Raw genomic sequence first — 12,115 nt, forward strand, 5'->3', positions numbered from 1 at the left:
TACGTGAGTTGTTAAGCATGTACGAGTTCCCAGGCGACGACACCCCAATCATTAAGGGTTCTGCTCGTTTAGCACTTGAGGGTGACGAGGGTCCATTAGGTAAGCAAGCTGTACTTGCTTTAGCTGAGGCTTTAGACACTTACATCCCAACGCCTGAGCGTGCGGTTGATGGTACTTTCTTGATGCCNGTTGAGGACGTGTTCTCAATTTCTGGTCGTGGTACCGTAGTGACTGGTCGTATTGAGCGCGGTGTGATTAAAGTGGGTGAAGAGATCGAGATCGTTGGTATCCGTGAAACACAGAAAACCATTTGTACCGGTGTTGAGATGTTCCGTAAGTTATTAGACCAGGGTGAGGCTGGTGATAACGTGGGTATCTTACTACGTGGTACTAAGCGTGAGGATGTTGAGCGTGGTCAGGTATTGGCCAAGCCAGGCACCATTAAGCCACACACCAACTTCTCAGCTGAGGTGTACATCTTATCTAAGGAAGAGGGTGGTCGTCATACGCCATTCTTCCAAGGTTACCGTCCTCAGTTCTACTTCCGTACAACGGACGTGACCGGTACCATTACACTACCAGCGGACAAAGAGATGGTACTTCCTGGTGATAACGTCTCCATGGATGTAGAGTTAATCGCTCCTATCGCTATGGAAGAAGGCTTACGCTTCGCTATCCGTGAGGGTGGTCGTACCGTCGGTGCCGGCGTTGTTGCTAAAATCGAGAAGTAATTCTCATTGATGCGACTTAACTAATTCATTGTGATTGTGAATTAGTAAACGGTAGCACTCGACTTGCTTTAGTTGTTGGGTGCTACTGAATTTTTTATGTTCTTTATATTGTTCTTTTAGGATTAACTTTCATGAAAAGCCAAAGAATTCGTATTCGCTTAAAAGCCTTTGACTATAAATTAATCGATCAGTCTGCTGCTGAAATCGTTGAAACAGCTAAGCGCACTGGTGCTGTGGTACGTGGTCCAGTACCTCTACCTACTCGCTTCAAAAAGTTTGATATTTTACGTTCTCCACACGTTAACAAAAAATCACGTGACCAGTTCGAGATTCGTACGCATCAACGTTTGATGGATATTGTTGATCCTACTGACAAAACAGTTGACGCACTAATGCGTTTAGACTTACCTGCAGGTGTGGATGTAGAGATCGCCCTACAGTAATTACTGTTTTTGTCTGACGACAAAATTTAAAGCCAACTATCTAAAGCATTGATGCTACGGATAGTTGGCTTTTTGTTTGCCAAGCGAAGTTGGCATAGACCTCAGTTGATTTGGGAAACGAAGCGCTTAAGATGGCAAGCTTCAATACGCCATTAAACAATGTAGCCATCGAATGGCTAGAGACTACATTTTGCCCTTATCCAACGGCGGCAATTTTAGAAAAAGATGGTGATGAATTACTCAGCAACCGCTTCTAATGAAACGGTGATAGTCACTTCATCACTAACTGCGGGTGCATGTAGATCGACACCAAAGTCACTACGTAAAATCTTGGTTGTGGCATTCGCACCGATGGCATCTTTTTCCAACATCGGGTGAGTGGTATTTAAGAAGTGAGTGACCTCGAGTACCACTGGCTTAGTAATGCCTTTAATGGTCAAATCGCCCTCAATGGTTTTAGGCGCATCACCTTCAAAATTCACTTTGGTCGACTTAAAGCTTGCGGTCGGGAATTTAGCAGTATCAAAGATGTCTTCAGCTTGGATATGCTTATCAAACTCTTTGAATCCCGTGCTGATTGCTGTCATATCTAGCTTAATATCGACTTCTGCGGTTTTGGCTTCTTTGTCATAGACAACAGTACCGCTTGTGTTATCTAAACGTAATTGCTGAGTCGATAAACCTAAGTGACTGTATGAAAAGCTAGGGAAGGTATGGGCAGGGTCAATCTGATAAGTTTGCGCTGCTGCAAAAGCTTGACCGGCAAAAAGTGCGGAAACTAAAGATGTAGTAAGTAATTTTTTCATAAAACTTCTCCAATAATTAAGTGAATTGTTATCTGCATAACTATAAGCTAGCTCATTAACAAAGAAAGCATAAAATGATTTGCTAACAATCGTCTGAGTCTAGCAAAAACTCGAAAACAGAGTTTTTTATAGAGGCATTGTGTCGATACCTAAGTTAATCTTAATACGTATCATTGTATACAGCATTTAAAGGTTAATAAATGATTAATATCGATATATACTATTCCTAGCAAAGAAATAATTAAAAGAATGAGCGATGGACAAGTTATTAGCGATGAAGGTTTTCCAACGAGTGGCCGTTGAAAAGGGCTTTGCGGCTGCAGGTCGTGCTTTAGATATGTCACCGCCTGTGGTGACGCGTTTAATTGCTGAATTGGAGGCCGAGTTAGGGGTTCGACTTTTTCATCGAACTACCCGACGAGTAGCATTATCAGAGGCTGGAGAACTGTATTTAGAACGAGTCTGTAAAATTTTGGAAGATGTGGAGCAAGCGAGTGAATTAGTGAGTGGCCATAGTGCTCAGCTTTCTGGGGTCTTGAGGATATCCTCTGATGCCGCCTTAGCTAGTAACGTTATCGCTCCTTCGGTCTCCGGCTTTAGGGAGCTATACCCTGGCATCACACTGGATGTTAGGGTCAGAAGTTTACGAACTTTACCCATCGAGGATTACGATATTACCCTGTTTAGTTCGACGCGAGGGACGGACCTTGCTGTGGTTGCCCGTAGAATTTTGCAGTCGGAGGCGATTCTAGTTGCTTCAACGAAGTATATTGAGCGTCGTGGTATGCCTAAGACACCACAGGAGTTAGCAGACCATGATTGTATTTACACTCGGCGTGATAGTGATCCAATCAGGGGTTGGACTCTATGGAAGACGGATGATGCTAAAAAGGTTATTGAAGTTGAAATAACGCCAATTTTGATGGCAAATCATACAGATACCTTACTTAAGGCAACCGTGGACGGTTTAGGGATTGCCTCTATGGCTCGTAACATCGTACAACCCTATCTAGCCAGTGGTGAGATGGTTCGTGTGCTGGAGCCTTGGGTTACTGCTGAATTAGTGATGTATGCAGGTCTACCTAGTCGTCAATTTATTCCTCAGCGAGTGCAAGTGTACCTGGATTATCTTATTGAGTATACGCGAGAACTGTTAAAAATCTAATGAATTAATGTGCTGGTTTACGGGCTGAATCAGTAAAATAACGTATTGAAATGAGCGTCAATTACAGACATAGTGGTTCTTCAAAGGTGTACTATTGTTGTTAGTTTGAAGTTAACTAGCATAATTTCTATAAAATTTTGGAGGGGGTTATGAGCTTTACTCGTCGTGATATTTTAAAAGTTGTAGGTGCCGCAGGTTTAGTCAGCATTAGTCCAAATTTAGCTTTTGCCCAGGTTGAAGGTATTGAAAAAAAATCCCTTACTATCGCGGTGGGTGGCCAGGCGTTAGTGTACTATTTACCACTTTCAATTGCCGATCTTAAGGGCTTCTTTAAGGAAGAAGGTCTGGATGTAAAGATTGTTGACTTTGCCGGTGGTTCTAAAGCGTTACAAGCGGTGGTGGGCGGTAGTGCTGATGTTTGCTCGGGGGCTTTTGAGCATACAATCAGCCTGCAGAATCGTCGTCAAAACTATAGTGCTTTTGTGATGCAGGGGCGTGCGCCGATGATTACCTTGGGTGTCTCAACTAAAAATATGCCTGACTACAAAGAGCCAGCCGATCTTAAGGGTAAAAAGATTGGTGTGACTGCGCCAGGTTCGTCAACCAATATGTTACTTAACTTCTTTTTAGCCAAACACGGTTTGAGTGTCAGTGATGTATCTATTATTGGTGTGGGTGCTGGTACAGGCGCAGTTAATGCAATGCGCTCCGGTCAAATTGATGCTATCAGCAATGTTGATCCAGTAATATCTACTTTGGAGCATGAGGGCTTATTAAATCCTATCGTTGATACCAGAAGATTAGAAGACTCACAAGCGATATTTGGTGGCCCGATGCCGTCGAGCTGCTTATACGCTTCGCACAAGTTTATTGAAGATAATCCAAACACGTGTCAAGCTTTGGCAAATGCCATTATTAAGGCGGATAAATGGATCCAAGCAGCTAGTCTTGAAGACATTATAAAGACGGTACCCGAGCAGTATCTCTTAGGCAATCCAGACGTTTATCGCCGAGCCTTAGAAGCTAGTCTTGAGGCGCTTTCTCCAGATGGTATTATCGACCCCGAGGGTCCGCAGACGGCTTTAAATGCGCTTGATGCATATAACGAAGAGATTAAAGCTGAAAAAATTGATTTATCCAAAGTCTGGAATGATCGTTTTGTTAAAAAGACATCGTCATAATCAAGGGATAGGAATAAGTTGATGTCTCAAGCAGTTTTAGAGTTAAACAATATCACCTGCACCTTTGTCTCTAATGACAAAGGTGGCGTGCCTTATACCGCCGTTAGGGATGCGACCTTGCATGTTCAAGACGGTGAGTTCGTCTCTGTTGTTGGTCCTACAGGCTGTGGAAAATCGACCTTGCTTAATGTCGCCGCTGGCTTATTGAAACCGACAACAGGCGATGTGATGGTGTACGGCAAATCTTTAGAGGGTATCAATAAGCGTGCTGGCTATATGTTTCAGGGCGAGTCTTTATTCCCTTGGCGCACAGCGTTGGCAAATGTTACCGCTGGCTTGGAGTTTGCTGGTATTAGCAAGCAGGCTGCCGAACAACAAGCGGTAGAGTGGCTAGCGCGAGTGGGTTTAGAGCATCACAAGGATAAATACCCGCATCAAATGTCCGGCGGCATGCGTAAGCGAGTGATGTTGGCTCAGACATTAATTCGTAATCCGGATATTATTCTGATGGATGAACCATTTTCTGCTTTGGATATTCAGACCAGACAACAAATGGAAAATGAAGTTCTGGATATCTGGATGTCGCAACGTAAAGCCGTGTTATTTATCACGCATGACTTGGATGAAGCCATCGCCATGAGCGATCGGGTTGTGATTCTGGCAGCTGGACCGGCGACGCGAATCATCGGGGAGTTTGTGATCGATTTGGAGCGCCCTCGTGATGTGGCTGAAATGCGCAATCACCCTCGTTTTGTGGAATTGCACAATGCAATTTGGGATGTTTTGCGTGAAGAGGTGCTCAAGGGCTATCAACAACAAAAAGAAAAGGCTTAATCAATGAAAAAGTTACTCACACCAGGTAGGCATAATTATCGGATTTGGCAGATTGGGATCCTCATCGTCTTATTTTTGATATGGCATTTTGTTTCCAGAGACGATCAATTAGCTTTCTTTTTCGGTGAGCCTTTGGGCGTTTTTCAGGTGCTCTGGAAGTGGTTTGTGGTCGATGGCAATATTTATAAGCATTTGGGCATTACCTTAAGTGAAACTTTATTAGCGTTTGTGATCGGAACCATTGCCGGTATGCTAATGGGCTTGTGGATGGGTTTATCCAAAACTGCCAGTCTTATTTTTGAGCCCTACCTAACTGCTTTGAACTCGATGCCGCGCGTGATTTTAGCACCGATTTTTGCTATGTGGTTCGGTTTAGGTATCTGGTCTAAAGTGGCCTTAGCTTTTACCTTGGTGTTTTTTATCGTGTTTTTCAACGTCTACCAAGGCATTCGCGAAGTGAGTCCGACCTTGTTGGATAATGCCCGTATGCTAGGCGCTAATCGCAAGCAGCTATTACGTTATGTGTATTTGCCATCAGCGACCAGTTGGGTTTTTTCAAGCTTACATGCTTCAGTCGGCTTAGCCTTTGTTGGTGCCGTTGTGGGTGAGTATTTGGGTTCAGCCAGTGGTGTGGGTTATTTGATTTTACAAGCCGAAGGCTCATTTGATGTGAATACGGTGTATGCCGGCATCATTACCTTGACCATATGTGCATTATTACTCGATGCCTTAGTGGGTGTTGTTGAGCGCTACTTCCAAACTTGGAAACCAGGCTCGAAATCGGATACGCAACAGGCTTAAGATATCAGTATTTTTTAGAGGATTTTATGATTATTCATATGGTGTTATTTAAATTTGAAGACACGTTACCGGCGGACTTTGATGCAACTGTGGCTTATCACTGTGAGCAGATTAGGCAGCATTGTGAAGGAGTGATTCTGTTTGATTTGAAAAAGAATTTCTCTGACCGATCCGGTGGTTTTAATTATGCGCTTTCTAGTATTTTTGCTGATATGGAAAGCTTAGATAACTATCAACCCCATCCTGTACATCAAGCCTTTAAAAGCTATTTGGATAATTTTAGGGGCGAACGTGTCGTCTATGATGGTCAGTTAGCTGAGGATTGCGTGGTAAAAAGTCTGTAAGTTAGCACTTTAATGTAGTTGTAGCCCTGAGTTTTTGTTGTATAGCATACGAGCCAGAACTCAGGGCTTTTTAAGTCGCAAGGATTGCCTAGCGTCACCCTTAGGTTTTGTTGTTGGCACCATAGAAAGATAGTGCAGGTCAAATGAATAGCTTGCACTTTACGGAGTCCGTTTCTGCTTTTCAAAAGCGAAGGCTTGATGCTATGTCAGCACATCGTCCAATACTTTATCTGAAGCATCAAAAGGATAAGATTATTTTTGTCGATCGTGAGGATGGACAGTTTCTGTGAGCCGTGATAGCGAAGAGCAAATCATAACGCCCATATCGTGGCTATCGATATGGGCGTCGTGAGTGTGTTTTAAATCACTATAAGGCAGCGTTCACTTGAATCTCAACATTGACCGTGGGGCGTGCTAGCTTAGCTTCGACGGTAGCACGGGTAGGAATGCCATTAGGGTCTAACCATTCGCCCCAGATACTGTTCATGGTGCTAAAGTCATGATCAATATCACTTAACCAGATTTGTGCGCTGATAAGACGGCTTTTATCCGTACCGGCTTCCTTAAGGAGGGCATCAATTTGCTCCAGTACATTATGGGTTTGAGTGGCAATGTCCTTGCCCTCAGCTTCGGGCGTGGGAACAATGCCGGATAAATAAACCGTGCCATTATGAATAACAATTTTAGACATTAGGGGACCGCTGTGTTTGCGTTCAATAGCTGACATAGATGTGTATCCTTTTAAACGAAGTTCAGATGGTTATTTTAACAAAGGCGATTTTTTATCGTAACAGAAATTTGTGACAGCGAGAATGAGCGGTTTAATACGCAAAGCGCTCGCGCATTTCCTCTAAACCGAATTCCTTGAGAATTTCCAATTGACGCTCACGCGCACTGTTTTTGTACTTAGCTACTTTGCGTGCCACAATCAACTCGTTTTTCATGGAATGTTCCCAACCCACTAATTCAGTGACGGTGACCTGATAGCCGCGCGCCTCTAATTGGAGACAACGAAGTACATTCGTGAGATGGCTGCCAAACTCCCGAGTATGAATGGGATGGCGCCAAATTTCAGCAAGGCTGTTATGCTTGATAGCCTTGTTTTTGTGTTGGCGTAGATGCGCCGCAAGCTCTGCTTGGCAGCATGGGACTAGGACGATGTATTTGGATTGGCGTTCTAGGGCAAAGCGAATCGCATCATCCGTAGCGGTATCACAGGCGTGCAATGCCGTTGTTATATCCACCTTAGCGGGAATATCGGTAGAGTGCATGGCCTCTTCAACACGCATCGCTTTAAAACTCATGCCATCCGAAAAGCCGAGCTTGTTCGCTAATTCCTCAGAGCTTTTTACCAACTGCTCTCTGAACTCAATCCCATACACATGCGCTTCCGGATGATTTTTTAGCAGCAGATCATAAAGAATAAAACCCAAATACGATTTACCGGCGCCGTGATCCACTAAGACCAATTGCTTTTGCTCTTCTAACACTTTGAGCATCAAAGGTTCGATAAAGTGATAGAGATGGTACACCTGTTTGAGCTTGCGACGGCTATCTTGATTGATTTTGCCGTCGCGGGTTAAGATGTGCAGAGCTTTGAGTAGCTCAAGGGATTGTTGCGGCTTAATTTCTGGGATTAAACTCATGACGCAACTCGACTAAACGGTCATTGAGAAAATGCGGGTTTCTGGCTTATCTCTTAACATTCTGAGATCGAAACTCATGCAGATATTACGGGCGAAGGTACGACCTTTTTCAGTGATTTTAAGTCCCGTATCACTAATTTCTAATAAGCCATCTTGCGCCATTTCTTGGAGACGTTCAAGGGTGTCAGGTAACTCCTTAAATTGCTCTTCCGGTTTTTCCCAAGAAGTTTCTAATAAGCACATCAGGTTTAGAATATGGCGCCGAATAATCAAATCCTCTTGATTCAGAATATGGCCGCGCATCAGCGGAATTTCATTTTGCGCCAAACGCTCATAGTAGGCCTCTAGATCCTTTTCATTTTGTGCAAAGCCGTACCAGGTGTCACTGATGCTAGACATGCCGAGACCAATCATTACTTGGGTAGAGGAAGAACTGTAGCCCATAAAATTGCGGTGAATGGTTTTGTTCACCATGGATTGATACAGGGTGTCAGTGGGTAGGGAGAAGTGATCCATGCCTACTTCTACGTAACCCAATTCCTCCAGTAGCACTTTGCCATTTTCATAGAGGGCGCGCTTTTCCTCGCCCGATGGGAGATCATTTTCATCAAAGCCACGTTGACCTACGCCTTTAATCCAAGGGACATGCGCATAGGAGTAAAAGGCCAAACGGTCGGGCTTAAGTTCTAAGGTGCGGCGAATGGTGCGCTCCATACCCGCCCAGTTTTGAAAAGGTAGGCCGAAGACTAAATCATGGCTGATGCTGTTATAGCCGATTCGACGTGCCGCATTGGTGACGTTTAACACATTTTCAAAGGGTTGCACACGATTAATCGCAATTTGGACCTTTTCGGCATAGTCCTGCACGCCAAAGCTGCAACGACGGAAACCGAGCTTATATAAACCTTCAAGATGCTCTAAGCGGGTATTATTTGGATGCCCTTCAAAGCTAAAGGTGTGTTCTTCGGCAATATCAGAGGTACTAAAAATATGCTGTAATAGGCGCTCTAACTCTGCCATTGCAAAGAAGGTTGGGGTGCCGCCCCCTAAGTGAATTTCACTAATTAGCGGCTTGTCTTGCAGTAGCTCCAGATAAAGATTCCATTCTTTAATGACGGCATCAATATAGGGGGCTTCAACGGAATGCTTTTTGGTAATGCGTTTATGACAGGCACAGAAGGTACAGAGACTCTCACAAAAAGGCAGGTGAATATACAGGCTAATGCCTTGTTTGGCATTGGACTCCTTGAAACTGCGTTTTAAAGTCTCTAAATAGGCCGCGGCACTAAAGCTACTATTGTCCCAATAGGGAACGGTCGGGTAACTGGTGTAACGTGGCCCCGGGATATTGTATTTGTGAATTAATTCTTTCATCGTTAGCGTAATTTTTAACTTGATGCGGTTTTCTTAGCGGCAGCCTTTTTGGCGGTGCTCTTCTTCGCTGCGGTTTTTTTTGCGGCCGTTTTCTTACTGGCTTTTTTAGCTGCCGTTTTTTGTTCAAACTCAAAGCCGACCTTGCCTGCGGCATCTAATACTAGATAGGCCTTAAACTTGCGATTATTGCGATTGGAGACAAAGTTTTCCAGCAAATCCGTCTTTTTATTGCTCAATAGTTTATGCATCTGTTCATGCGAAATTTCCTGCTGCAGAATCACTTTGCCAGAGCGGAAATCACAGCTTTTTTCCTTGCCGCTAGCCTTTTCACAGAGATAAGCCATGCCCGTATCAAAGACTTTAGCATGGCATTTAGGACAATCGCCTACGGCAACTAAATTGCTCGTATCAAGCTCCTCTGTATCGTCGTCCTTGTCTTGACCGAAGTCGAACTCCAGTTTTTTCTCATCCCCTGTTAAGCGGATAATGGCACTGAAAGGTCGTCCCATTTTGCTGATAAAGCCGCTCAAAGGTCCTAACACATGCTCTGACAGCAGTGTTTCAACCTCATCGGGCTCAAAGGTGCGACCGCCGGGATGCTTGGTAATAGAAAAATCACAATGCGTGCACGCGTAACGACGATAATTCTCCTTGACCACATGGCCACACACTGGGCAAGGTGTGTGAAGCGTGACGTAATCGCCAGGGATAGTGTCGTGCTCGTACTCTTTGGCGCGGCTCACCATGGTTTCTGTACTGCGCACAATATCCTGCATAAAGGCTTGCGGCTCCAGTTGCTTGGCTTCGATTTGTTTGAGCTTATATTCCCACTCACCGGTGAGCTCAGGTGAGGTGAGCTCTTTGACATTTAAGCCTGATAATAAGGTCATGAGTTGGCGAGCTTTAGCCGTTGGCACCAATTCACGACCTTCACGGCGTAAATATTGCTCGTTTAATAGACCTTCGATAATGGCTGCGCGAGTGGCTGGTGTGCCTAAGCCACGCTCTGACATGGCCTCACGTAATTCATCATCATCCACTAAGCGACCAGCACCCTCCATCGCACTCAAAAGCGTCGCCTCTGTATAACGCGCAGGCGGTTTGGTGGCTAAAGCCTCAGGTTGTACCTCAGCGGTATGAACCGTTTCCCCTTCGGTAACCGGTACCAGATTATCCTCTTGTCCTTGAGCCTCACGGCCGTAAATCTCCAACCAGCCGGGTTTAACCAAGACCTTACCCTCGGTTTTAAAGTGATGCGCCCCCACCTTGGTGATACGTGTGGTAACACGATACTCTGCTGCGGGGAAAAAGACCGCCATAAAGCGTTTAACCACTAAATCGTAAATTTTAAATTCTGCTTCGCTTAATTCCTTAGGCATTTGTAAGGTCGGAATAATGGCGAAGTGATCGTTCACCTTTGTGTTGTCGAAAATGCGTTTATTGCTTTTAATCCATTGTTCAGCGAGGATTTTTGCAGCATGTGCTTGATGGCCCTGATTGGCATTAGCGCTGCTTTGGCTGATAAGACGGATGGTGTCTTTGGCGTTTTGTAGATAATCCTGGGGCAAATAGCGAGAATCGGTACGCGGATAGGTTAGTACCTTATGACGCTCATACAGCGTCTGCGCTAGCGCCAAGGTGGTTTTAGCAGTAAAGCCGAACTTAGCGTTGGCCTCACGTTGTAAAGACGTGAGATCGAATAAGGCTGGGGATAGCTGTCTGGAGGGTTTAGATTCTTCAGAAACAATACCCGGCTTGCCCTGACAGGCGGTGACAATGGTTTGAGCTGCTGCCGCAGACCAAAGACGATACTCTCTTTTTTCGGGGTCCGTCGGATCCTTTTTAAACTCAGGATCAAACCAGCGCCCACGATAACTACCCTCGGCCGCATCAAAATGGCCGTACACCTCCCAATAATCCCGACTTTGGAATTGACGAATACTTTCTTCACGTTCAAAGACAATGGCTAAGGTCGGTGTTTGTACACGGCCGATGGGGGTCTTAAAAAAACCGCCGTCTTTACTATTAAACGCGGTCATGGCACGGGTACCATTAATACCGATTAGCCAATCCGCCTCGGCGCGCGAGCGTGCGGCTGCCTCTAAGCCTTTCATGCTCTCATCATCGCGCATATTATCAAAGGCATCGATAATGGCTTGCTTTGTCATGGATTGCAACCATAAGCGCTGCACCGGCTTATCGCTTTTAGCAAACTGCATGATATAGCGGAAAATCAATTCACCTTCACGTCCCGCATCACAGGCGTTAATAATACGATCTACGTCTTTACGTTTAATCAGCTTAAGCAACATCTTTAAGCGCGTCTCACTGCGCTTATCAATGGGCTTTAATTCGAAATGCTTTTTAGGAATGGCTGGTAGATTATTAAAAGACCACTTACCGCGCACCACATCGTCAGGATTAATTAAGGTTAAGAGATGACCTACACTAGAAGACAGCACGTAATCATCACTTTCAAAATAGTCGCCATGACGTGAAAAGCCGCCTAAAGCACGAGAAATATCCAGAGCGACAGAAGGTTTTTCCGCGATAATAAGTGTTTTTGACATAGAACTGATTTTAAACGACCTATATTTAATAGTAAAAATTGTAAATAGATAATTGAGTGCAGTTTTACATTTAATTAAGGCTTTGGCAAGTACTTTGCTATTAAATTAAAGTAAAAGCCTGCCGCTGCGATATAAAAAGTGGTGACACTAGGGTGTGTCAATCTGTTTTAGTCCAGCTCGATGCAAGTCGGCTTTAGCTGTTGCTAGATAGGTGGACAAA

Annotated in this window: 12 protein-coding genes; 7 read left to right on the forward strand and 5 right to left on the reverse strand. The window is 44.6% G+C overall.

Annotated elements, in window-relative coordinates; translation table 11 throughout:
* On the forward strand, nt 1–731 hold a 731-nt coding region (locus A3GA_RS0106825), incomplete at its 5' end, for an EF-Tu C-terminal domain-related protein (protein WP_018026649.1).
* Nucleotides 732–862: 131 nt separating this feature from the next.
* A complete protein-coding gene (gene rpsJ, locus A3GA_RS0106830; RefSeq protein WP_018026650.1) occupies nt 863–1,174 on the forward strand; it encodes a 30S ribosomal protein S10 in 312 nt (103 codons plus the stop codon).
* A 236-nt stretch (nt 1,175–1,410) separates the two neighbouring features.
* Here rpsJ and A3GA_RS0106835 read toward each other — a convergent pair whose 3' ends face one another.
* Entirely contained in the window at nt 1,411–1,980 is a 570-nt protein-coding gene (locus tag A3GA_RS0106835) for a YceI family protein (RefSeq protein WP_018026651.1), read from the reverse strand.
* Nucleotides 1,981–2,236: 256 nt separating this feature from the next.
* Here A3GA_RS0106835 and A3GA_RS0106840 point away from each other — a divergent pair, with 256 nt between their 5' ends.
* The 5 genes from A3GA_RS0106840 to A3GA_RS0106860 all read left to right on the forward strand — a co-directional run bounded on the left by A3GA_RS0106840 (nt 2,237) and on the right by A3GA_RS0106860 (nt 6,305).
* On the forward strand, nt 2,237–3,145 hold the full coding sequence (locus tag A3GA_RS0106840; protein ID WP_018026652.1) for a LysR family transcriptional regulator: 909 nt from the start codon (nt 2,237–2,239) through the stop codon (nt 3,143–3,145).
* 149 nt (nt 3,146–3,294) lie between these two features.
* Nucleotides 3,295–4,326 carry an ABC transporter substrate-binding protein gene (locus A3GA_RS0106845; RefSeq protein WP_018026653.1) on the forward strand — a complete coding sequence of 344 codons (1,032 nt, stop codon included), beginning with the start codon at nt 3,295–3,297 and terminating at the stop codon, nt 4,324–4,326.
* A gap of 21 nt (nt 4,327–4,347) precedes the next feature.
* Nucleotides 4,348–5,160 carry an ABC transporter ATP-binding protein gene (locus A3GA_RS0106850; RefSeq protein ID WP_018026654.1) on the forward strand — a complete coding sequence of 271 codons (813 nt, stop codon included), beginning with the start codon at nt 4,348–4,350 and terminating at the stop codon, nt 5,158–5,160.
* A gap of 3 nt (nt 5,161–5,163) precedes the next feature.
* Nucleotides 5,164–5,961, forward strand: coding sequence for an ABC transporter permease (locus A3GA_RS0106855; RefSeq protein WP_018026655.1), 798 nt, complete (start codon nt 5,164–5,166; stop codon nt 5,959–5,961).
* Nucleotides 5,962–5,987: 26 nt separating this feature from the next.
* Entirely contained in the window at nt 5,988–6,305 is a 318-nt protein-coding gene (locus tag A3GA_RS0106860; RefSeq protein WP_018026656.1) for a Dabb family protein, read from the forward strand.
* A gap of 367 nt (nt 6,306–6,672) precedes the next feature.
* Here A3GA_RS0106860 and A3GA_RS0106870 read toward each other — a convergent pair whose 3' ends face one another.
* The 4 genes from A3GA_RS0106870 to A3GA_RS0106885 form a co-directional block, all read right to left on the reverse strand.
* Nucleotides 6,673–7,032, reverse strand: coding sequence for a RidA family protein (locus A3GA_RS0106870; RefSeq protein WP_018026657.1), 360 nt, complete (start codon nt 7,030–7,032; stop codon nt 6,673–6,675).
* 94 nt (nt 7,033–7,126) lie between these two features.
* A complete protein-coding gene (locus A3GA_RS0106875) occupies nt 7,127–7,951 on the reverse strand; it encodes a class I SAM-dependent methyltransferase (protein ID WP_018026658.1) in 825 nt (274 codons plus the stop codon).
* 12 nt (nt 7,952–7,963) lie between these two features.
* Complete coding sequence (gene hemN, locus A3GA_RS0106880) at nt 7,964–9,325, reverse strand: oxygen-independent coproporphyrinogen III oxidase (RefSeq protein ID WP_018026659.1); 1,362 nt, start codon at nt 9,323–9,325, stop codon at nt 7,964–7,966.
* Nucleotides 9,326–9,339: 14 nt separating this feature from the next.
* The gene (locus tag A3GA_RS0106885; protein WP_018026660.1) at nt 9,340–11,895 is read right to left on the reverse strand and encodes a DNA topoisomerase III; all 2,556 of its coding nucleotides are present in this window, start codon (nt 11,893–11,895) and stop codon (nt 9,340–9,342) included.
* Between the last annotated feature and the right edge of the window lie 220 nt (nt 11,896–12,115).

The organism is Oligella urethralis DSM 7531, assembly GCF_000372065.1.
In the GTDB taxonomy this organism is placed as follows: Bacteria; Pseudomonadota; Gammaproteobacteria; order Burkholderiales; family Burkholderiaceae_B; genus Oligella; species Oligella urethralis.

Excerpts from the sequence above, each read along its gene's own strand:
- A3GA_RS0106885 (WP_018026660.1), bottom strand. The coding sequence starts at position 11,895 with ATGTCAAAAACACTTATTATCGCGGAAAAACCTTCTGTCGCTCTGGAT.
- A3GA_RS0106845 (WP_018026653.1), top strand. The coding sequence starts at position 3,295 with ATGAGCTTTACTCGTCGTGATATTTTAAAAGTTGTAGGTGCCGCAGGT.
- A3GA_RS0106850 (WP_018026654.1), top strand. The coding sequence starts at position 4,348 with ATGTCTCAAGCAGTTTTAGAGTTAAACAATATCACCTGCACCTTTGTC.
- A3GA_RS0106860 (WP_018026656.1), top strand. The coding sequence starts at position 5,988 with ATGATTATTCATATGGTGTTATTTAAATTTGAAGACACGTTACCGGCG.
- A3GA_RS0106855 (WP_018026655.1), top strand. The coding sequence starts at position 5,164 with ATGAAAAAGTTACTCACACCAGGTAGGCATAATTATCGGATTTGGCAG.
- rpsJ (WP_018026650.1), top strand. The coding sequence starts at position 863 with ATGAAAAGCCAAAGAATTCGTATTCGCTTAAAAGCCTTTGACTATAAA.
- A3GA_RS0106875 (WP_018026658.1), bottom strand. The coding sequence starts at position 7,951 with ATGAGTTTAATCCCAGAAATTAAGCCGCAACAATCCCTTGAGCTACTC.
- A3GA_RS0106840 (WP_018026652.1), top strand. The coding sequence starts at position 2,237 with ATGGACAAGTTATTAGCGATGAAGGTTTTCCAACGAGTGGCCGTTGAA.
- A3GA_RS0106870 (WP_018026657.1), bottom strand. The coding sequence starts at position 7,032 with ATGTCAGCTATTGAACGCAAACACAGCGGTCCCCTAATGTCTAAAATT.
- A3GA_RS0106835 (WP_018026651.1), bottom strand. The coding sequence starts at position 1,980 with ATGAAAAAATTACTTACTACATCTTTAGTTTCCGCACTTTTTGCCGGT.
- hemN (WP_018026659.1), bottom strand. The coding sequence starts at position 9,325 with ATGAAAGAATTAATTCACAAATACAATATCCCGGGGCCACGTTACACC.